A 20,980-nucleotide genomic window follows, 5' to 3' on the forward strand; every position below is an offset into this window, starting at 1 on the left:
GAGGGCGGCCACGGGCTGCCCTCTTTTGTGCATAAAAAGCTAATCCTTCTGTTTTTCTTTTAGAAGCTGTTTAATATCGCTCAGCTCGCTCTCCATGTGATCGAGCTGCTTCTGCAGCTTGTCTTCACTTTCTTCGGCTTCTGCCTTTTCAACGTTACTTACAATGACACCGACAAACAGGTTAAACACAACAAATGTTCCGACGAGCACAAAGGAGACAAAATAAATCCAGCTTAATGGATTGGTTTCAGCGATTGGCCGCATGACTGCACTTGCCCATGACTCGAGGGTGACGACCTGAAAAAGCGTCAGCAAAGACTGGAAAATGTCCCCGAAATATTCAGGAGCCGTGTCGCGGTAAAGCATTGTGCCAATTACTGCATACACGTAAAAAATGATGCTCATCAGAATCATGATGTTTCCCAGCGAAGGGATGGTGCGGAGCAGAGCATCCACGAGCCGTCGCAGAGAAGGGACAACTGTGATAGCCCGAAGCACCCGGAGGACCCGGAGCACCCGGAGGACGGTGATAAAGGCCGAACCGGCAAAAATGTGCCCGGCTGCTACAATGAAGAAATCAAACCAGTTCCAGGGAGACCGGAAAAAACGATGGGAGGGAAAAATCCCTAAAAACCGGATGATAACTTCGATGGTAAACAGCCAGAGAAGTATGTAATTCAGCACAGAAAACGTATTTTCATAGCGGCTGTACAAGGTTTCGGAAGTTTCAAGCCCTACGAGCAGTGCGTTAAATAAAATAAGTGTCGTTACAACAGCGGTAAAAAACGGCTGATCCAAAATGACAGCTAAACGCTGCCTAAAACGGGTAAAGGTAGATATCTCGCTCATTGGTGGACTCCTTTAAAAAGATGTGAACCGTTTTGATTGTACAGAAAAAAACAAACGAAGAAAAGAAATAGCTGTGTGAGGAGGAAATATATGAATCCGGATGTCATTATTATCGGTGCCGGCCTCGCCGGATGGAGCGCGAACCGGGAGCTTGAAAAGCACGGGCTGCGCACTGAGGTTGTAGAAAAAAGCAGAGGACTCGGCGGCAGAATGGCTACACGAAGATTGAACGACGGCCGTGCGGATCACGGGGCTCAGTTCTTCACTGCCAGAAGTCAATCGATGAAAGAGACAGTAAAAGAATGGGAAGCGGCGGGATACATACGCAATTGGAGCAATGGGTTTATCCAGCTCGAAAACCTTGAGCAAAAGCAGCATTTTCAGGGAGACGGCCATCCGAGATATGTCGGGCGGGCCGGGATGGCCCCACTGATGAAAAATTTATGGAAGGGGAAAACGATAGAAAAAGAAACGAAAATTACGTCGATCGTGCCCGGGGAAGAAGGCTGGCTGCTTCGTACAGATACTAAACAAATGGAAGCGCTGGCTGTACTTTTAACTTCCCCGGTGCCGCAGTCCCTCGATATGCTGCAAAACGTTCCCGGAGAGCGGAGGTGGGAAAAAGATCTTTCTTCTGTCCGCTATGACCCGTGCTTATCCGTAATGGTCGAATATGACGGAGAGAGTCCTCTTGAGGCGCCAGGAGGCATCCAGACCAGGGATTCGAGAATTCAGTTTATCGGCTGTAATCATCAGAAAGGCATTTCTGCTTCCTGCGTTATTACCATACACGCAGAAGGCGAATGGTCGAGGGAGCACTGGGATGACAGCGACGAAGCTTTTGCCGAAGAACTGTGCCGAATTGCCGGGCCGCTCCTTGACCGCAAAAAAATAACGGAGCTTCACCCGAAGCGCTGGCGGTATGCGAAGGCGGTGCATATGTATCCGGACCGTTCAAGGAGCTATGATTCGCCGTATCCTCTTGCATTCGCCGGAGACGCGTTTGGGGAAGGAAAAGTAGAAGGAGCCGTTTTAAGCGGAAAGGATGCGGCAGGTAAAATTATTTCCCTGCTTCAATAAAAAGCAGGAGCCGGGACCCGGTTCCTGCTTTTCTGTCATTAATCACCAATGGAGCCGGATCGCTTCGAAGCCTCTTTCATGGCTTCTAAAAAATGCTTCTGCACTCTGTGTTTTTCAAGGTGGGTGAAAGCCGCTTCAGTCACTCCATTTGGACTCAGTACTTCCTGATACAGTTCATGCGGTTTTTTGTCAGAATCAAGGTAGCGAAAAGCTGCTCCTTCAATCGTGTGAGCGATAATATTTTTTGCTTCCTCCGGGTCAAAGCCGGATTCGGCCGCCATTTGCTCCATCGCTTCCAAAAAATAATAAAAATAGGCCGGGCCGCTTCCGGCAATCGCGGTGAAGCCGTCGATGTCCTGCTCGGAAATTGTGTGGACGCTCCCGACTACCTGAAACAGCGATTCCGCAAGATCAAGATCCTCGTCATTGGCATAAGTTCCTGCGCATATAGCCGTTGTCGAGGCCCCGACGTGGGCAGAGGTGTTTGGCATCGAACGCACTACCGGCACATCCTGTTCGACAAAGGATTCAAGGTCACTTAAAGAAATACCGGCCAGGACGCTGATCAAGAGCTTATCTTTTGTCAGTTCTCCGGCGAATGACTGGACGACCGCTTCAGCGTCTTTTGGTTTGACGGCGAGAACGACGATGTCCGCCGCTTTCACGGCTTCCTGATTATTGGTTTTCACCTCGATGCCGTACTGCTCCTTCAGCCGTGCCTGCTTATCCGCAGACGATTTCACCGTTCCGAGTACGTTTGCCGGTTTGACCAGCTCATGGCGCAGAAGTCCTGAAAATATAGCTTCTGCCATGGAGCCGGAGCCGATAAATGCAATGGTTTTCTGCTGTAGGTTTGTTTTTGTCATCATTTGATCTGCCCATCTCCGTGAATTAAATATTTGTAGGAAGTGATCGCCTTCAGCCCCATTGGCCCGCGTGCATGCAGCTTCTGGGTGCTCACTCCAATTTCTGCCCCAAAGCCGAATTCGAATCCGTCGGTGAAGCGGGTGGACGCATTATGATAAAGAGCTGCTGCATCGATCTGCTGGAAAAACTTCCGTTTATTTTCCGCGGATTCTGTAACAATGGCCTCAGAGTGATACGTCGTGAATGTATTGATATGCTCGATGGCTTCTTCCGTATCCTGCACGGCTTTCACCGAAACAATCATATCCAGATATTCGGTGTTCCAATCCTCGTCGGCTGCGGGCTCCACATCGCCGTGCAGCTTTTGCACCTCGGTGTCCCCGCGGATAGCAACTCCGTGGGCAAGCAGTGCATGCACCAATGATTCTCCGTGGGCCTCAAGCCAGGACTGATGCACAAGAATGGTTTCAGCTGCATTGCAGACAGAAGGGCGCTGCGTTTTAGCGTTAACGGCAATCTGAACCGCTTTGTCGGCTTCGGCGGTTTTATCAATGAAAATGTGGCAGTTGCCGACGCCGGTTTCAAGCACCGGCACGGTGGACTGATTGACTACGGTTTTTATTAAATTGGCACCCCCGCGAGGAATCAGCACATCCAGATAATCATTCATCTGAAACATTGTGGTGGCTGCTTCTCTCGAAGTGTCGGAGGCAAGCTGCACCGCTTCTTTCGGAAGGGAGGTTTTTGCTAAAGCCTCCCATATAGCGTCCATGACCGCCTGGTTTGACTGGAAAGCGGAAGAGCTGCCGCGTAAAAGAACGCCGTTGCCGGTTTTTAAAGCAAGAGCAGCTGCGTCAGCTGTCACATTCGGGCGGGCTTCGTAAATCATGCCGATCACGCCGAGCGGCACCCGGACGCTTTCCATTTTCAGGCCGTTCGGCCGGGTCCAGGACTCAATGGTTTCACCGATAGGATCTTCAAGAGACGCGATCTGACGGCAGCCGTCAGCCATGCCGGCGATACGTCCGGAATCAAGCGTAAGGCGGTCAAGGAGGGCAGAGGATAAGCCGTTTTTCCTACCTGCCTCAAGGTCTTTGGCGTTTGCTTCAAGAATAAAAGCTTCCCGCGTTTCGAGTTCGTCAGCGATAAGTAAAAGCGCCTTGTTTTTTTCTTCGGTAGAAGCAGCAGCGACACGCTTAGACGCTTTTTTAGCTGCTTCTCCCTGCATCCGCATCTGGGTGCTGATTTGTGTTTGTTCCATGTTTATCTCTCCCTTACAGTAGTAATCCAGTTATCCCGGTGGATGACTTCTGATTTTGACGTTAATGTAAACGAGGCAGCTTCAGCCGAGGATTTCCCTTTAACAGCCTGCAGCTCCTTGGCACTCATGTTCACCTGTCCGCGTCCGAGCAGCTGGTCTTTCTGATCATACACATCGACAACATTTCCAGCGGAAAAATGGCCCTGGACCTCGACGATACCGGCAGGGAGCAGGCTTTTCCCTGAGCGAAGAAGCGCTTTTGCTGCTCCTTCATCAACCACTACGGCGCCGGCAATAACGGAGTGGAGGCCAATCCATTGTTTTTTATTGTTGACGACATCGCCGCCGGGCACACCTATATAGGTGCCGTCTCCTTTGCCGCTGAGGACGTCTTCGAGACGGTGACCGCTGCCGAGCCTGCCGACAAATACCCGGGTGCCGAGACGGATAGCTGTGCCGGCCGCTTTTAGTTTGGAGCGCATGCCGCCGGTGCCGACAGAGGAGCTGGATTCTCCGGCCTGCTCCATTAAATCGTTTGTGATGGAGGGGATGAAATGATATTTTTTGGCTTCCGGATCTTCGTATGGGTTCTTATCGTAAATGCCGTTGATATCTGTTAATATCAGCAGTGTATCTGCATGCACAAGTCCCGCTACAAGTGCCGACAGCATGTCATTATCCCCGAACGTAAGTTCATCAACAGCGATGGAGTCATTTTCGTTAATAATGGGAAGCACCTGGCGGTGAAGGAGCTCGGTAATAGTGGAATGGGCGTTCTGGTACTGGCTGTGATTGGCGAAATTTTCCCGGGTTAAAAGCAGCTGGCCGCAAGCGATATTCACTCTGCTGAATTCTTCGTTATACGCCTGCATCAGCTGGCTCTGTCCGACAGCGGCGGCTGCCTGTTTGCCGGCAGTCGTAACCGGCCGGGACGGATAGCCAAGGTCATAAAAGCCGGCAGCTACGGCCCCGGAGCTGATCAAAATAACTTCATTTCCTGCCTGGCGCAGCCGGATGATTTCATCTGCGTACTGCTTCAGCTTTTCCCTGCTTAAGCTTCCCTGCTGGTTCGTTAAAGAGCTGCTCCCGATTTTAACAACGACCCGTTCTTTTTTCATTGGAACCACCTGTCTTATTCGTTCTGATTGCATATAAAAAACTCCTTCGCCTGTAAAAGGACGAAAGAGTTATCCGCGGTACCACCTTTAGTTGAAAAGACTAGCGTCTTTTCCGCTCATGCCCATTAACGCAGGACTGCGTCCTAAAGGAAGCTCACGGACAGGTTCAGGCAAAACAAATTCCGGCATAGCTTTCAGCTCATGGCTATGCTCTCTGTCGGTGCTTTGTCCTACTATTTCCGTTTCACAGCTTTTGCACTATTCAGCTTATTTGTGATTACTATTATGTGAAGTGCCGGGTAGTTTGTCAAGTTTTAATACGTCTGGGAGGAAGATTAGTTGAAAACAATTATATTAACAGGAGCAAGCAGTGGTATCGGCAGAAAAACAGCGGAAAAGCTCGTGCAAAACGGAGAGAAGGTAATAGGCATAGGAAGAAACACGGAGAAGCTGGAGGCAGCTGCAGCGGAGTGGAGGGATCAGCCCGGAGAATTTGCAGCCTGGACGATGGACGTGGGAGAGGTAAGAAATGCAGGGGAAGAAATGAAAAAAATCACCCGCATTCATGGCAGCCCGGACGTACTTATCAATAACGCCGGTACAGGAAAGTTTGGGGAGCTGGAGCAGCTGAGCATAGAGGACTGGGAGCAGATGATAGATATAAATGTAAAAGGAAGCATCGCCATTACGCAGGCGCTGCTTCCTGAATTAAAACAGACGGGAGGACATATCGTTTTTACAGGATCAACTGCAGGCATTATCGGCACGCCCAAAGCGACTGTTTACGCCGCGAGTAAGCGTGCTGTGCTTGGATTCGCCGAAGCGCTGCGCCTGGAAACGGCTGGAACCGGGGTGCGGGTGTCGGTATTAAATACCGGGCCGGTAAAAACTGAGTTTCATGACCGCGCTGATCCGAGCGGGAGGTACAAGCGTAAGGTCGAGCAGATAGCCCTGTCCCCCGAAAAAGTAGCCGCGCAGCTGGTGAAGCTGCTGGAGAAGCCGAAGCGTACGGTTTTTATGCCCTGGTGGATGAAAGTCCTAAGTACGCTGTACCAGCTTTGGCCTTCAGTGTTGGAAAAAATCGGCCGCAGGCAGTTTCACCGCAAATGATTAGGGCTGTCGTTCAAGAACGGCAAACGACTGGCCGCTGATCGATTCAAATACATGAATACCGCTCATGGTAACGGCCATTGTGCTGGCGCCCGGAAAAACGGAATCTCCGCAGAACCATACGTTTTCAAGCGGGGCCCGGTGGGACAATGGATGAAAAAACGTGTTTTTTCTCGTTTGCGGGAATCCGCCGACCATGCCACGGGGACGTTTGATATAGCGCTCCCAGGCGTGTGGAGCGCCGGGAAGAACCCGGTCCGGCTGGATAGGCAGGCCGGCTTCCTGGATTTTTTCTGTAAGCGCTCTGGTGGCTGCTGCCTTTTTTTCTTCATATAACGACAAATCCTCCCAGTAGTCGGGCGGCGTGTGCGTGGAAACGGTAAACGTACGTTCACCTTCGGGGGCCCGGGTGCGGTCGTCCGGGGCTGATAATGAATAAAACAAATGGCTCGAAATGCCGGGAAGTTTTTGGTCCCAGAGCAGCTGGTGAAACAATGCTGCGGGCGGTTCTGACGGCTTACAGACGCCGTACATGGAAAAAGTACTCCAGATCGGCGTTTCGGATTTGGTCTGCCAGCGCCGGGTAAACTGTCTTCGCTCTTCAGGCTGAAACAGCGGAAGAGCGGCCTGAACAGGGATGTTTAACACCAGGTGATCGGCGCGTGTCTTTCGCTCCCGGTGGTCAATAACCGTCCATGTGCCGTCATCGTTCCTTTCTACAGCCTGAATGCGGCGGCGTTTTTGCATAGAAGCCCCGTGACGCTCACCCGCTTCTTTTAACTGCTCGGCCAGGCGGTACAATCCGCCGTATACATAGGAAGCACCCTGATGATATAAATCAAGGGCGTACAGTCCAAGCAGGGCAGGAGCCTGGCGGCTGCTTGTCTGCAGGCTGTCCAGGAGCTGCCCGTCAATATACTGATGCACCTCGGTATCCTGCAGACGGTAGTGACGCAGCACATCCTCGGTGGAGGCAGCAAGCCAGCGGACAGCACCAAGGATACCGGGCCTAAGTGCCCGCACAGAACGAATGAAATCTGCGGGCTTCTGCATTGGAAGGACCGGAAGATGGTGGATCAGCTTCCGCAGCTCCTCCCCGACCCGGAAAATATAGCGGTATAATGAGCGAATACCAGCTGCTGAGGAGGGGAACAACCGGCAGAGAGTATCGATATGCTTTTCCCGCGAAGAGTATAGAGGCAGAGTAAAAGAAGGAGCGTGCACCTGCATAATGGTCTCAAGGCCTTCGTGTTTTGGGACCGGTTCCCCGAGGTGGCTGAAAACCCGGTGATGAAGCCCGTCCGGCTTCTGCAGGCCGAGGCCGAGAGTGGCGCCGACAGGAAACAGGTACGGCTTGTGTGTGAACTTGCCGGCGCATCCGCCCCATTCATTGGAAGCTTCAAATAAAGTGACATCATAGTGGTGGCGGGCGAGCAGGGCGGCTGTTGTAAGCCCGCCGAAGCCTCCGCCGATAACAATTACAGATTGTTGATTCATGTTACTCCTCCTAGACAGCATTGCCCTTTTTTCTCCTGACATGCTAGACTTAACGAAAATCACGCGAAAGGATGTGCTTTCATGCATCAGCCGAGAATTGGCGTAGCCGTTTGGATTAAATCTGTCAAACAGGCGAGACAGCTGAGAAAGTACGGATTAGTGCACTACGTTTCAAAACAAATGAAATACGCGGTAATATATGTGGACCAGGAAAATGTGGATACGGCTATGAGCCAAATCGGGAATCTCGGTTTTGTGGAAAGGGTGGAGCGTTCGGAAAAGCCATTTATTCCGCTAGAATACCACAAGGTCGAAAAAGAAAGCCAACCGCAGGATGACAGCATTGGAATATAAATAAAACTCCTTTTATTGTTCAAGGGGAAACGCTGTTTTATAATAAGGGAGGCAGAAAGAAGGGACCTCTCTTATGGTAAGATGGAGAAAAAACTTATATATATTAATGGCAGCCCAGTTTTTTGTAATGGCAGCCATGACGATGATTGTTCCATTCCTGCCGCTGTATCTGCAGGAGCTTGGAGTGACAGATCCTGGGCAGATAAGTATCTGGTCAGGTGTTATTTTTGGCGTCAATTTTTTAACGGCATTTTTATTTGCCCCGCTCTGGGGTAAAATTGCAGACAGACAGGGTCGCAAGCTGATGGTACTCCGGTCCGGGTTCGGAATGGCGATAGTAATGGTACTGATGGGGTTTGCCACCGGTCCGTGGAGTTTGTTTTTCCTGAGAATGCTGAACGGGACCATCAGCGGCTTTATTCCTGCTTCGATTGCGCTCGTGTCGACAAACACACCGAAGGAGTATGCGGGGCGTGCGCTTGGCATGCTGCAGTCGGGAACGGTGGCAGGAACGATCTGTGGGCCGCTGATTGGCGGCCTTTTAGCAGACGCGTTTGGCTTCCGGGCTATATTTAATATTACCGGACTCGGCATCGCCGTGGCAGCGGTTGCCGTTTTGTTTTTAGTAAAGGAAGATTTCGAGAAGCCGGAGCAGGCGGAGAAAACGAAAACGAGTGATGATTTCAAAAGAATTGCAGGCGTGCAGCCTATGATCCCTCTGTATACCGTTATTTTTCTTGTGCAGTTCGCGCTGATCGGAGTTAATCCGCTCATTTCCGTGTTTGTTGGTGAGCTGAGCGGCAGAGAGGAAAATGCTTTTTACGCTGGCCTGGCTGTGGCCTCCCTGGGAGTGGCGAATATGCTTGCTTCGCCAAAGCTTGGTAAACTCAGTGATACGAAAGGGGCGCAATATGTGCTGTTCGGTTCTTTAATCGGCGCAGTGCTCCTTTCCATACCGCAGGCCTTCGTAACAAATCTTTGGCAGCTGATTGCTGCACGTTTTTTTGTGGGCTTGTGTCTCGGCGGCCTTCTGCCGGCGGCTAACACGTTAATACGCCAGCTCTCCCCGCAGGGAATGGAGAGCAGGGCCTACGGCTTTTCCAACAGCTTCTTGTTTCTTGGGAATATGCTGGGACCGGCCGCCGGAGGGCTGATCAGCGCTGCTCTTGGTATGCGCGGTTTGTTTTTAATCAGTGCCGCCATATTGGGGGCTGCCGTATTTGTCATGTATACAAAGGTGATTCCGAAGCTGGCGCAGCGCACGGAATCATAGAGTGAGGCGAAACGTATGAGAGTGATAGCAGGAGAGCTTAAAGGGCGGAGGCTGAAAGCTGTGCCGGGGCACGGCACACGGCCGACGTCTGATAAGGTGAAAGAGGCATTGTTTCATAAGCTGGGCCCTTTTTTTTCTGAGGAGGAAACGGTGCTCGATTTGTTCGCTGGAACCGGGAACCTCGGAATTGAGGCGCTCAGCAGAGGCTGCAGTTCAGCTGTTTTTGTCGACAAAGCCCAGAACGCGGTCAAGACCGTCCGGACCAATATAGACGCTTTTGCGCTGGGCGCCCGAACGGAAGTTTACCGTTCGGAAGCGTCTAAAGCCCTGGATCGTCTTGCGGCCCGGGGGCGGCAGTTTGATCTGATTTTTTTTGATCCTCCTTACGCAGAAGAAAAAGCAGAGCAGCTAGTGGGAAAAATACTGGATTGCTCTATGTTAAAAGAAGAGGGCATACTGGTATGGGAGCATGCCGCAGCAAAATCGGCAGCGTTTGATGAACGTCTGTCTATATTTGCGGAAAAAAATTACGGTGATACCACGCTTACAATATTGCAGCTGAAAGGAGGCGCAAAAAATGGCGAATAAAGCAATTTATCCAGGAAGCTTTGACCCGGTTACGAACGGCCATCTGGATATCATCGAACGGGCGTACAATGTATTTGACCACGTGGTGGTGGCAGTACTGCATAACCGGAAAAAAGAACCATTCTTTTCCATTGACCAGCGGGTGAAGTTGATAGAAGAATCAGTCAAGCACATGCCCGGGGTGGAAGTGGATGCTTTTCACGGGCTGTTGGTGGATTATGTAAAAGAAATAAAGGCTGATACGATCGTAAGAGGTCTGCGGGCAGTGTCTGATTTTGAATATGAAATGCAGGCAGCGTCAATAAACAGAAAACTCGAACCCGGCGTGGAGACGTTTTTTATGATGACAAATCACCAGTACTCTTATCTGAGCTCGAGTATTGTAAAAGAAGTAGCGGAATACGGAGCGGATGTATCCGGGCTGGTGCCTGCGCACGTGGAAGAGGCGCTCAGAAAGCAGTTTGAGAAGAAAAATCGGGGATAGAAGTGCGATCCATTGCAATTCCCCTTCAATCCTTCGTATGATGAATAATAATTGTTTATAAAGGATGAAGATCATGTATCGCACCCGAAGCAGGAATATGCGGAGGATTATTACTGCAGCTGTCATAGCAGCTGTGGTGCTTATATTAACCCAGGTGCCTCTCCCGTATTATTATATACAGCCGGGGTCGGCCGCCAGTTTGTCTAAGGTGGTGGAAGTGGAGCAGGGGGCGGAGGAATCCGGCGAAATGTATTTAACGACTGTTTTTCAACAGGGGGCTACGCCGGTACTTGCTTTATGGTCAGTGTTTTCTCCGTACCGCGAGCTTTCTCCAAAGAATTCCTACCAGTTGGAAGAGGAAAGTGAAGAGGAATTTTTTGAACGCCAGCGCCAGGTGATGGAGAGCTCCCAGGAGTCTGCAGAAATAGCAGCGTATGAAGCGGCCGGGAAAACTGTCAATGTGGAGTACCGCGGAGTAAGAGCTGCGGACTTTATTGACGGGATGGATGCGGCAGAAAAGCTCGAGGAGGGCGATCTGATCCAGGCGGTCAACGGCACAGATATCCAGACGCTTGAAGAATTAAACAGTGAGATTGCAAATATCGAAACCGGCGAAGAAGCAACTATCACCTTCCAGCGGAATAAGAAGCAGATGGAAGCGGAGGTTGCAGTGGAATCTTTTCCGGCTTCGACCGGAGAGTCGGAAAACTCCGGCCTTGGAATACTGTATCCCTATACGGAAAGAACCGTTTCTCTGGATCCTGAGGTTACAATCGACTCAGGATCTATCGGAGGCCCCTCCGCAGGTTTGATGTTTGCGCTTGAAGTATACAATCAGCTCACAGAAGAAGATCTTACAGGCGGAGAGAAAATAGCCGGTACCGGTACCATTGATGAGCAGGGCGGAGTCGGGCCGATTGGCGGAATAGATAAAAAAATTGTTGCGGCGGATAATGAAGATATAGATGTCTTTTTTGCGCCGGCTTCAGACATGACTTCGCCGTCCAATTATGAAATCGCCAGACAGACGGCGGAAAACATCGGTACTGACATGGAAATCGTACCAGTGGAATCACTTGATGAAGCTTTAAACTACCTGAAAAACGATCTGAAGGTAGCTGAAAGCAAATCTTAAAAAAGCAGAAGGGGCGGAAGGTCATAATCCTTCCGCCATTCTTTCTGTCTTTCAGTAGGCGGAAGTAAAAGCGCATAGGCATTATCAGCCCGTTCGCCGATGGCCAGCTGCGGCGTTTTTTTACTGCTCATTTTCGTATAAAGAGGAACGGATATATGTTTTTTTGCCTCGTTTAAATAGAACCTTCCCTGCTCGTTCATGCCGAGAACCCGTATATGGTCAACGTTATGGCCGTCAGAGGCTGCAGATGCTTCATCTTTTGTCAGGCCGGTTAATATATGCACAGCGTTGCGCTGAAGACGTGTCAAAGTATAACGCTTCGTTTTTACCAGGTGCAGCCACTGCTCAAAAGCGGCTGCTTCTTTCATCAGCCGCTTCATGCGGTTGTGAAGACCTTCTGACATATCATAGTGGGAAGCAAGCTCTGTGTCGGAGGCAGTTATCACCTTTGCCTGCAGTATAGAAAAATAATCCTCCCAAAACCGCATGCGCGGAAGCTGGGCAAGAATGTGTCTGGAGGCTTCGGGAATAAATGAACTGATGTCTTCCCCGCGCTGAAGCATCTGCCGGAGGCTGGTGGCACTTGCGATAGATGAATGCTGCGGAGTAATATCATGGTAGGAAGCGCCTTTTCGTTTTACGGTGTCGATCCGGAGCGACGGGTAAGCCTGTGCTGCGGCTTTTGTGTAATGAAAGCCAAGAATATTGTTTGGCTGGCTTAAGTCCGGCAGCGAGTCCGGAGTCTCTAAGTCTCTGTACGCGAGCTCGTTAGCTTTAGCATAGCTGCATCCTCCCTGAATATGAAAGCGGACACGTTCATCAAAATGGCCGCGGTGTGTGAAAAGAAAATCGACAAGCTTTCTGAATGAAGCGGATTCTCCGTGCTCGCTCCCGAAGTTTAAATCAGTAACACCAAGCTCTCTGCAAATGGAAACAGCCCCGGCAGCAAATATGTCAGCATGCTGGCAGGCAAACATATAAGGAAGCTCGATAACAAGGTCAGCCCCGCTCGAGATAGCCATTTCCGCCCGTTCCCTTTTAGGAACGAGAGCAGGCTCGCCCCGCTGAAGAAAAGGGCCGCTCATAATACATACGGTCACATCGGCCTTGCTCTGGGTAACAGCCTGTTCGAGGTGGTACAGGTGGCCATTATGAAAAGGATTGTATTCGACAACCACTCCTAGAACGTTCATTAAAAGTCCGCCTTTCAAGTAGGGTATTTCGGGAGATATCGCTTTTCACGTTTCTTTATTCATGATACGATGTTTTTCGAGAGTTCAAAAGGGTTTACTGTAAAGAAAAAATGTTGACAAAGGACGTTTCGATGGATATAATTACTCTTGTTGTCTGGAGGTGGATGCGATGAAATGGGGTATCCAGCAGTTACTTTCAAAGAAGCACGAACAGGCGTTTAACATCGAAGGAGACGCAGATGTTTCAGAGATGATTGAGCGCGATAAAGAATTACGGGATATCAGTGCCGTGCATGTGCAGGGCGAAGGGACGATCGTTGAAGACACCTTTCATGTACACCTGCGGTTAACAGGAACGATGATACTTCCATGTGCACGTACGCTCGCAGACGTCCATCATCCGTTTGATGTGGAAATGTTTGAAGCATTTCGGCTGGACGGAATGCCGGCGGACGAAGAAAACGTTAATGAACACGAGCCAGAAGATGGTTTTGTCGATCTTCTCCCATATATTAAAGAAAACATTTTCCTTGAAATGCCGCTGAGAGTCTTCGCAAAAGAAGGGGACGGCGAGCCGCTTGCTCCTCAGAGCGGAGACGACTGGCGGGTAATCTCGGAAGATGAATTAATAAAGGAACGGGAGCAGGAAGCTCCTAAAGTTGATCCGAGAATGGCTGATTTATCGAAGTACTTCGATAAAGGCTCCAGCTGATCCAAAATCATTCACTGGTTGAAATAATCTTTATCTTATAAGGAGGTGGGAATCATGGCAGTACCTTTTAGACGTACTTCTAAGACCCGTAAACGTATGCGCAGAGCTCATCAAAAAGTAGCAGTACCAGGTATGGTAGAATGTGAACAATGTGGAGAGCAGAAACTATCTCACCGCGTGTGCAGAAATTGCGGTTCTTACAAAGGCGAAACAGTTGTAGAAAAGTAATCAAAAAAGCAGGGTGCCGGAAACGGCACCCTGCTTTTTTGATATACATACCCGAGAATCAGATATTACGATTCGGTATCGGAAAGGGGCGGTTCTGCAGTTAATTCTTCTACTTTTTGCGGCTGTACGCCTTTTGGATACCATACATATGGATTTTCGCCACGGTCTCTGACCGGGTTGTATTCTGCGGGCTCAAAACCCATTTTCAGCCAGAAATCATCCGAACGCTGGCGTGCGTTTGTTTTCACCGGCAGTTCAAAGCTTTTTGCGTAGTTGACAAGCTCTTCTCCAAAACCGCGTCCCCGGTAAGGCTCGAGTACTTCGAGCTTCCAAAGCTCAAGATAGTCCTGAGGAGGATCAAAGAAGCGGTCGTATTTTCCGGTTATGGTATATAAACACATACGCGCGACCAGCCGGTCTCCAAAATAGATGCCGTAAAATGGGGAACGGCTGTCGTTTTCCATAATGTTTTCTTCGAGCTCTTCCTGCATGGAAAGCTCCTGAGCGCCAACTTCTTTGAAGTTTTGAAATTCTTCTAATGTCTTGTAGTTTATGAGTAATGGTACAACTTCTATTCCACTCATGCGATTGGCCTCCTTCACTAATAACTTCCAACTTCATTATACACGAAAACGTTTTAAATCGAAAAGTGAAAACTCGGTGTCCCTGATCGTTCGATGCTACTAGTCCGGAGAGAAGAGATGTGCTAAAATGCTTGAGACATCTATAATTCATCAATAGTATTGGTATTTAGTGTGGTAGAGTTAAGAAAATGCGAGCAAACTGGATGAGGGAAAGTGACAAATATGCTACAGCAGATATATGGATGGTTAATGGAAGCAGCTCTGGCCTTTCCGCCGGCTTTTTGGTACATAGCCTATCTGGTCACGGCAAAATTAACGAAAAGAAAAGCATACGCCTTCCGGGCCGCCTGTGATTCAACTACGTTGTTGTTCATCGCTTCGGTGCACAGGTGGTCCAGTGACCTGTGGAACGAATCCTATCTTTGGGTCATTTATTTAGTGATTCTGGCCAGTGCCGTAGTGATATCCATCATCCATTATCATTCCCGGGAGGAGCTGGAGTTTTTCCGGGTGCTGAAGGGCATATGGAGATGCAGCTTCTTTATATTTGCGGCAGGGTATCTCCTGTTAGCCGGATACTGGGTGTTTCTGCAGCTAACGGCATAGAACGGAGCAAGGCATAAAGGATGGTAGTTTGATATGAAAGTGCTGTACGATCAACCAATGGAGAACAATCATTTTTTGCATGACTATCAAAGGGGAGAACCCAGTGCCAGGCAGCTCTTTCATTACGCTGGGAATACACAGGGGGTGCAGGACCGGCTTCGTTATTTAGACGGCCGGTCTTTTGAGCGCCGGCGCTTAAAACAGCTTCTGCAAAAGTATAATGACCGCCTGCATTACGGAGAAAGAGCGGTTACAGCCCTCGAAAAACTTGAAAGCGAAGAAACCGTCATTGTAGCCGGCGGCCAGCAGGCCGGTATGCTTACCGGGCCGTCTATGGTTATATCCAAGGCTGTATCAGTAATTAAGCTGGCAGAGCATGAACAAAAGAGGCTGGGGCGCCCTGTGCTTCCTTTATTTTGGATCGCGGGCGAGGACCATGACTGGGAGGAAGTAAACCATGTCAACTTCCCGGTCGAAGGACACCTTGATAAAACGAGGTTTGAAGGGAACTTTCTTCCAAACGTGCCTGTGTCTGAGCAGCCGTTTGATCCAGCGGAAGCGGAAGGATTCGTGGAAGAAGCCTTTTCAAAGCTCCGTGAGACTCCGCTTACAAATGAATTAAGAAACGAAGTGCATGTACTGGTGCACAGTTCAGGATCATGGTCCCAGTTTTTCGCAGAGATGATGCGCTGGCTGTTTAAAGATACGGATCTCATCATGATGGATCCGCAGCAGCCGGAGTGGAGAGAACTGGGCGCCCCACTGTTTAAGAGCCTGCTGTCTGTGCCGGGAAAAATAAATGAGGCTGTTTATCAAGGCGCAGCTGAAAGGGCGGAAGCGGGTTACGGGGATGTCGAAGGCATCAATTTTGACAGCGGCCACCTGTTTTATCATATAAATCATGTGCGGCATCTGCTTGAATATACAGGCGGGGCCTGGCGGAGCCGGAGATCAGGAGAAACGATGGAAGCGGAGAAATTACTGGAAGAAGCAGTACACGCCCCCTTTCGTTTCAGTACTGATGTAGTCACCCGGCCACTGATGCAGGAACAGATGCTTCCGGTTCTTCATTTCGTGGCAGGCCCGGGGGAGATACAGTACTGGTCTCTTTTGAAGCCGTTGTTTGAAACATTGGGCCTGCGGCTGCCGATTGTGCAAAAGCGCATGGAGATACATTACGCCACCCGGCAGGTACAGCAGGCTGCTGAAAAAGAACATATTTCCTTTAGGGAACTGCTGAACTTACCGGCACTCGAACAAAAGCTTCAGGAGGTAAAGCATGCTGCCCTTGAAGTGGACGGAAAAGCCAAAGCGGCACAGGTGATGAAGGAAATGAAAGAAGCGCATGCCGCTCTTGCGGACGAATGGATTCGGCAGTTTCCTTCACAGGAAAGTTTTGCAGAAGAAAACTGGCGGCGGATTGAAAAAGAAGTCCGGTATCTTGGGGACCGGCTGGATGCGGAACAGGGGCGTACCGTACAGGTTCACGTACGGCGGCTCGAAATGATTATAGGTCAGCTCTACCCGCGCCGGCAGCCAGCGGAACGGCAGGTGAACATTCTGTTTATGCTGAATGAGTTCGGCGACTGTCTTCCGTCACAGGTTTCAGCTGAAACAGAGTGGAAAAGCGGCCGGCAGAATATTATATTACTGTAGCATCTTCGTGCTGGTTTATACGATATCCGGCTGGAAACTTCCCGAAATAGCGGGAAGTTTTTTTTGTTAAAAAAATTTTCCGGAAAAAGTGGTACAAAGTGGGGGAATGTGGTAACTTAAATATATGGAGTGGTGAAAGGTTGGGTCCATATGTTTATGGGAGAATATCAACATAATATGGACGATAAAGGAAGAATTATTATACCATCCCGTTTTCGGGAGAAGTTGGGAGATTCTTTCGTCGTTACCCGTGGTCTGGATGGATGCTTGTTTGTTTATCCATATGACGAATGGGAACGTATTGAAACCAAATTAAAAGCTTTGCCTTTCACAAAAAAAGACGCAAGGGCATTCACCCGTTTTTTCTTTTCAGGAGCATCTGAGTGCGAACTTGATAAGCAGGGACGTTCGATGATTCCAACCACCCTCCGCCAATATGCAGAATTAAAAAAAGAATGTATGATCATCGGGGTAAGCAGCCGAGTAGAAATATGGGATAAACACAAATGGGACGAATATTACGCAGAATCAGAAGAAGTATTTCCAGAGATTGCAGAGAACATGGCCGATTTGGATTTTTAAAGCAGCATCAAACACGTTTTTGCCGGAGGAATAGAAGTGCCGCCACAATTTGAGCATGAAACCGTATTAAAGGAAGCAGCAGTCCAGGGACTGAACATTCAGCCGCACGGTGTGTATGTTGACTGTACCCTCGGCGGCGGTGGACACAGTGAAGAAATTATAAAACAGCTGTCTGCTGAAGGCTTTTTAATCGCCTTTGACCAGGATGAGGAAGCGATTGAGCATGCACAGCAGCGGCTGCGTGCCTATGGGGAAAATTTCAGGATCGTACATAGCAATTTCCAGTTTTTAAAGGAAGAACTGCTTGAGCTTCAAGCCGGGCAGGTGAACGGAATATTATTCGATCTTGGAGTTTCATCACCGCAGTTCGACCGTCCGGAAAGAGGATTCAGCTACCGCTATAATGCTCCTCTTGATATGAGAATGGACAGGCACCGGCAGGAGCGCACAGCAGCTGACATCGTCAATGAGGCGCCATTTCAGGAAATCTGGCAGATTCTTTCGGAATACGGGGAAGAGCGCTTTTCAAAGCAGATTGCCAGAAAAATCGAAAAAGCGCGTGAAGACCACCGTATCGAAACAACTGAAGAACTAGTGGAAATCATCAAAAGTGCAATACCTGCACCGGCCAGGAGAAAAGGCGGGCATCCGGCGAAGCGGACTTTTCAGGCTTTGCGAATTGCTGTAAATAATGAACTTGATGTGTTCAAAGAAGCGCTCGATGATGCGTTGACAATGTTAGCGCCGGGCGGAAGATTGTGTGTAATAACATTTCATTCGTTAGAAGACAGAATTTGTAAAAAGTTGTTTAAACAGAAAAGTTCTCCACCTCCGCTTCCGAAGGGACTCCCGGTCGTGCCCGATGAAGCAGAACCAGACTTCAGCCTGGTTACAAAGAAACCGATCCTGCCATCAGAAGATGAACTGACGCAAAATCCAAGGGCGGCTTCCGCGAAGCTTCGAATCATCGAAAAACGCGAGGAGGGTAAACAATAATGGAGAATTTGGCACAGCAGATTAAACGCCAGCAGGAAGACAAACAAATAGTACATAAAAAAGTCCAGTACCACGTTCGTGGTGGTATTACAAAGGGTGAAAAACTGATTATGACGGCCGTCATAATCGGGGTTTTAATCGCCTCCTTTTTCATCGTTTCGAATTTTGCTACGATACACGCCCAGGACCAGCAGATTGACCAGACCGCAACCCAGATTCAGGAGCAGCAGCAGGTGAATCAAAACCTTGAGCTGCAGGTGGCTGAACTTAGTTCACCGGAGCGTATCATGGACTACGCCAAAAACGAATTGGGTATGGAAATGAAAGATGAAAATATTCAAGTCGTGAACGGAACAGAACAGAACTGATGCAGAAGGGAGGGGAATCCGTGGAAACGCGGTAGTACTACTCCCTTCTTGCAAGTTAATCTACGCCCCGTTACATGTAAAAATTCAGGTGGTGAACGTTCTCAGCATGAAGAAATTGAAAAATACGAAGGTGCGGGCGCTTTTACTGGTTATTGCTGTAGCTGTTTTCTTTCTCATATTCACCGGACGCATGGTGTATATCCAGGTGGGGAAAACAGTGGAGGGCAATGATCTTGCAAGTATGGCAGACTCCAGATATACCACGACCGAAACCGTTGAGGCAAAACGGGGCACTATTTACGACAAGCAGGGAGAACCACTGGCAGAACAGGTGCCTTCCTATTCTGTCTACGCCGTCCTTGATGAATCCTACGATGACCATGTGAAAAACCCGGCGAGGGTAGCAAGGGAGCTTGGGCCGCTGATCGGCATGGAAGCGGCGGAGCTCGAAGACATGCTCGAACGTGACCAGTACCAGGTGGAGCTTGGTTCCGGGAGCAAGTATTTAACGCTGTCTGAACGAGAAGAAATTGAACAGCTTGATCTCGCAGGCATTCATTTTCGCGAAGAGCCGAGCCGCTACTATCCAAACCAGACGTTTGCAAGCCATGTGCTTGGTTACACGAATCGGGACATGTCAGAAGCTCAGATGGGGCTTGAAGCCGGATTGAATGAAGAATTAACCGGCGAAGACGGAACAAGAACAGAATCCGAGGAAAACGCTCTTCTTGATGAAGAAGAAACGACGACGAATACGGCCAAAGACGGCGAAGACGTTTACCTGACCCTGGACGGCAATATTCAAAGCGTGCTCGAGCAGTCGATGTCTGAGGTGGAAGAAAACTACAGCCCGAACAAAATGATGGGCATTGTGGCCGATGCAGACAGCGGGGAAATTCTCGGCATGAGTAATCGGCCGAGCTTCAACCCGAATGAATATGAAGAAATCGAAAACTATACCAACTATGCGGTTTCCGACCAGTTTGAGCCCGGGTCGACGATTAAAATGTTTACTCTGGCTGCTGCGATCGACGAAGGAGTATATGAAGGTAAAGATACTTATGAGTCCGGCACATATGAAGTCTCCGGGGAAACGATCCGGGACCATAACAAAGGAGAAGGCTGGGGAGAAATCACGTACAATGAAGGCCTCCGTCGTTCCTCAAACGTAGCATTTATGAGAATAGCTCTGGAAATTCTGCCGGAAGGAGCCTTATTTGATTACCTGGAGAAATTCGGATTCGGGCAGGAAACCGGTATTGATCTGCCGAATGAGGCGGACGGGGCGTTGGCAGAAGAAACGCCGTTAAATGAAGGTATTACTGCCTTTGGCCAGGCCTCAACGGTTACCCCGATTCAAATGGTTCAGGGAGCCACTGCTATCGCCAATGATGGCAAAATGATGCAGCCTTACGTGATTGATCATATTGAGAATCCGAATAATAACGAAACGACCTATCAATCCGAACCAAAGGAAGCTGGTACACCGATCAGTAAAAGTGCAGCCCGGGAGACCAGGGAAAAGCTGCAAACGGTCGTTGACGGGGAAAACGGCACAGGGGCACCATATCAGATTGACGGAGTTGAGGTGGCCGGAAAAACGGGGACGGCTCAAATTCCCGATCCTGAAGGGGGAGGCTACCTGAGCGGCGAGAACCAGAATATTTTCTCCTTCATCGGAATGGCGCCGGCAGATGACCCGGAAATTATTGTCTACGTTGTCGTGGACCGTCCGGAGCTTGAGCCGACGGAGACAGGGTCTGATGCTGTGAGTGCTATTTTTAATCCGGTGATGCAGCAGAGCCTTTCATACATGAATCTTACTCCCTCGGATGTTGAGGATACAAAAGCCTATGAAGAGTCAGGTATTGAATTTGAAGACTATACCGGAAAATCAGTGAATAAAGCTGAAAATGCCGCTGAGAATGCGGGGCTGGAGCCAGTGGTGATTGGCGACGGCAATCAGGTGGAAAGTCAGATTCCTACAAATACGGAACGGCTGATCGTAGGTGAAAAAGTAATCTTCCTGACAAACGGACAAAAAAGTATTCCTGATGTCAGCGGATGGTCCCTCCGGGAAATCCAGCGGCTCGAAACGCTGCTTGAAATCGATATAGACACCAGCGGATCCGGCTATGTCAGCTCCCAGTCGGTTGATCCCGGCACAGCTGTAAGTGCTGCCGGAAACATGGAAGTCGAGCTGGTGCCGCCGGACGAACTGCAGGAGCTGCAGGATGCTCAGGCAGAGCAGGAGGAAACAGAAGAAAATAGCGCGGAAAATGAAAACGGGGAACAACAGCCGGAAGAGGCTGAAGCAGAGGAATCTGAAACCCAGGAAAATGATACAGAGGAAAGCTCTGGTGAAGAGCAGCCAGAAGAAAGTGAAGCACCGGTAGAAAATTAATGACGATTGTCCCATGACATGTTTTATCGTTCACA

Annotated in this window: 22 protein-coding genes and 1 other annotated feature; of the genes, 15 read left to right on the plus strand and 7 right to left on the minus strand. The window is 49.5% G+C overall.

The window, feature by feature from the left end:
• Window positions 1-39: 39 nt before the first annotated feature.
• Window positions 40-849 carry an ion transporter gene (locus BLV22_RS00565; protein WP_091610170.1) on the minus strand — a complete coding sequence of 270 codons (810 nt, stop codon included), beginning with the start codon at window positions 847-849 and terminating at the stop codon, window positions 40-42.
• A gap of 90 nt (window positions 850-939) precedes the next feature.
• Between BLV22_RS00565 and BLV22_RS00570 the strand changes: the two genes are divergently transcribed.
• A complete protein-coding gene (locus tag BLV22_RS00570; protein ID WP_091610171.1) occupies window positions 940-1,929 on the plus strand; it encodes an NAD(P)/FAD-dependent oxidoreductase in 990 nt (329 codons plus the stop codon).
• 38 nt (window positions 1,930-1,967) lie between these two features.
• Here the strand turns inward: BLV22_RS00570 and proC are convergent, their stop codons facing one another.
• Genes proC through proB form a run of 3 tightly spaced genes read right to left on the minus strand, consistent with a single transcriptional unit; the run spans window position 1,968 to window position 5,175 of the window.
• Window positions 1,968-2,798 carry a pyrroline-5-carboxylate reductase gene (gene proC / locus BLV22_RS00575; RefSeq protein WP_091610173.1) on the minus strand — a complete coding sequence of 277 codons (831 nt, stop codon included), beginning with the start codon at window positions 2,796-2,798 and terminating at the stop codon, window positions 1,968-1,970.
• A complete protein-coding gene (locus BLV22_RS00580) occupies window positions 2,795-4,057 on the minus strand; it encodes a glutamate-5-semialdehyde dehydrogenase (protein WP_091610174.1) in 1,263 nt (420 codons plus the stop codon). The genes proC and BLV22_RS00580 overlap by 4 nt, the downstream gene beginning before the upstream one ends.
• A 2-nt stretch (window positions 4,058-4,059) precedes the next feature.
• Entirely contained in the window at window positions 4,060-5,175 is a 1,116-nt protein-coding gene (gene proB / locus BLV22_RS00585) for a glutamate 5-kinase (RefSeq protein WP_091610176.1), read from the minus strand.
• Between the two features lie 53 nt (window positions 5,176-5,228).
• Window positions 5,229-5,432: a binding site (T-box leader), on the minus strand.
• Between the two features lie 82 nt (window positions 5,433-5,514).
• Between proB and BLV22_RS00590 the strand changes: the two genes are divergently transcribed.
• The gene (locus BLV22_RS00590) at window positions 5,515-6,285 is read left to right on the plus strand and encodes an SDR family NAD(P)-dependent oxidoreductase (protein ID WP_091610177.1); all 771 of its coding nucleotides are present in this window, start codon (window positions 5,515-5,517) and stop codon (window positions 6,283-6,285) included.
• Here BLV22_RS00590 and BLV22_RS00595 read toward each other — a convergent pair whose 3' ends face one another.
• The gene (locus BLV22_RS00595) at window positions 6,286-7,782 is read right to left on the minus strand and encodes a phytoene desaturase family protein (RefSeq protein ID WP_176967579.1); all 1,497 of its coding nucleotides are present in this window, start codon (window positions 7,780-7,782) and stop codon (window positions 6,286-6,288) included.
• Between the two features lie 81 nt (window positions 7,783-7,863).
• Between BLV22_RS00595 and BLV22_RS00600 the strand changes: the two genes are divergently transcribed.
• From BLV22_RS00600 to BLV22_RS00620, 5 genes are all read left to right on the plus strand, one after another.
• On the plus strand, window positions 7,864-8,136 hold the full coding sequence (locus tag BLV22_RS00600) for a YlbG family protein (protein ID WP_091610181.1): 273 nt from the start codon (window positions 7,864-7,866) through the stop codon (window positions 8,134-8,136).
• Between the two features lie 73 nt (window positions 8,137-8,209).
• Window positions 8,210-9,409 carry an MFS transporter gene (locus BLV22_RS00605; protein WP_091610183.1) on the plus strand — a complete coding sequence of 400 codons (1,200 nt, stop codon included), beginning with the start codon at window positions 8,210-8,212 and terminating at the stop codon, window positions 9,407-9,409.
• A 15-nt stretch (window positions 9,410-9,424) separates the two neighbouring features.
• Complete coding sequence (gene rsmD, locus BLV22_RS00610) at window positions 9,425-9,997, plus strand: 16S rRNA (guanine(966)-N(2))-methyltransferase RsmD (protein WP_091610184.1); 573 nt, start codon at window positions 9,425-9,427, stop codon at window positions 9,995-9,997.
• Window positions 9,987-10,481 (plus strand): pantetheine-phosphate adenylyltransferase, encoded by a 495-nt coding sequence (coaD, locus tag BLV22_RS00615; protein ID WP_091610186.1) that lies wholly within the window; start codon window positions 9,987-9,989, stop codon window positions 10,479-10,481. Before rsmD ends, coaD begins: the two co-directional genes overlap by 11 nt.
• A gap of 73 nt (window positions 10,482-10,554) precedes the next feature.
• Window positions 10,555-11,616 (plus strand): SepM family pheromone-processing serine protease, encoded by a 1,062-nt coding sequence (locus BLV22_RS00620; RefSeq protein WP_176967580.1) that lies wholly within the window; start codon window positions 10,555-10,557, stop codon window positions 11,614-11,616.
• Here the strand turns inward: BLV22_RS00620 and BLV22_RS00625 are convergent.
• Entirely contained in the window at window positions 11,613-12,809 is a 1,197-nt protein-coding gene (locus BLV22_RS00625) for a nucleotidyltransferase (RefSeq protein ID WP_091610190.1), read from the minus strand. The genes BLV22_RS00620 and BLV22_RS00625 overlap by 4 nt on opposite strands.
• 169 nt (window positions 12,810-12,978) lie before the next feature.
• On the opposite strand from BLV22_RS00625, the gene BLV22_RS00630 reads away from it, so the two are divergent.
• Window positions 12,979-13,521 (plus strand): YceD family protein, encoded by a 543-nt coding sequence (locus tag BLV22_RS00630; protein ID WP_091610191.1) that lies wholly within the window; start codon window positions 12,979-12,981, stop codon window positions 13,519-13,521.
• A 54-nt stretch (window positions 13,522-13,575) separates the two neighbouring features.
• On the plus strand, window positions 13,576-13,749 hold the full coding sequence (gene rpmF / locus BLV22_RS00635; RefSeq protein ID WP_079476087.1) for a 50S ribosomal protein L32: 174 nt from the start codon (window positions 13,576-13,578) through the stop codon (window positions 13,747-13,749).
• A 65-nt stretch (window positions 13,750-13,814) separates the two neighbouring features.
• Here the strand turns inward: rpmF and BLV22_RS00640 are convergent, their stop codons facing one another.
• Window positions 13,815-14,333 carry an N-acetyltransferase gene (locus tag BLV22_RS00640; RefSeq protein WP_091610193.1) on the minus strand — a complete coding sequence of 173 codons (519 nt, stop codon included), beginning with the start codon at window positions 14,331-14,333 and terminating at the stop codon, window positions 13,815-13,817.
• A 222-nt stretch (window positions 14,334-14,555) separates the two neighbouring features.
• Between BLV22_RS00640 and BLV22_RS00645 the strand changes: the two genes are divergently transcribed.
• From BLV22_RS00645 to BLV22_RS00670, 6 genes are all read left to right on the plus strand, one after another.
• Entirely contained in the window at window positions 14,556-14,939 is a 384-nt protein-coding gene (locus BLV22_RS00645) for a DUF3397 domain-containing protein (RefSeq protein WP_245724010.1), read from the plus strand.
• 33 nt (window positions 14,940-14,972) lie between these two features.
• The gene (bshC, locus tag BLV22_RS00650) at window positions 14,973-16,595 is read left to right on the plus strand and encodes a bacillithiol biosynthesis cysteine-adding enzyme BshC (RefSeq protein WP_091610196.1); all 1,623 of its coding nucleotides are present in this window, start codon (window positions 14,973-14,975) and stop codon (window positions 16,593-16,595) included.
• Between the two features lie 150 nt (window positions 16,596-16,745).
• Window positions 16,746-17,177: a division/cell wall cluster transcriptional repressor MraZ gene (gene mraZ, locus BLV22_RS00655; protein WP_091610198.1), complete on the plus strand. Its 432-nt coding sequence runs from the start codon at window positions 16,746-16,748 to the stop codon at window positions 17,175-17,177.
• Window positions 17,178-17,213: 36 nt separating this feature from the next.
• Window positions 17,214-18,173, plus strand: a complete 960-nt coding sequence (rsmH, locus tag BLV22_RS00660) for a 16S rRNA (cytosine(1402)-N(4))-methyltransferase RsmH (RefSeq protein ID WP_091610200.1) — start codon at window positions 17,214-17,216, stop codon at window positions 18,171-18,173.
• Entirely contained in the window at window positions 18,173-18,541 is a 369-nt protein-coding gene (gene ftsL, locus BLV22_RS00665; protein WP_091610201.1) for a cell division protein FtsL, read from the plus strand. The genes rsmH and ftsL overlap by 1 nt, the downstream gene beginning before the upstream one ends.
• Window positions 18,542-18,647: 106 nt before the next feature.
• Window positions 18,648-20,945 (plus strand): penicillin-binding protein, encoded by a 2,298-nt coding sequence (locus BLV22_RS00670; RefSeq protein ID WP_091610203.1) that lies wholly within the window; start codon window positions 18,648-18,650, stop codon window positions 20,943-20,945.
• The last annotated feature ends 35 nt before the right edge of the window (window positions 20,946-20,980 follow it).

The organism is Marinococcus luteus (genome assembly GCF_900106595.1).
Lineage (GTDB): Bacteria > Bacillota > Bacilli > Bacillales > Marinococcaceae > Marinococcus > Marinococcus luteus.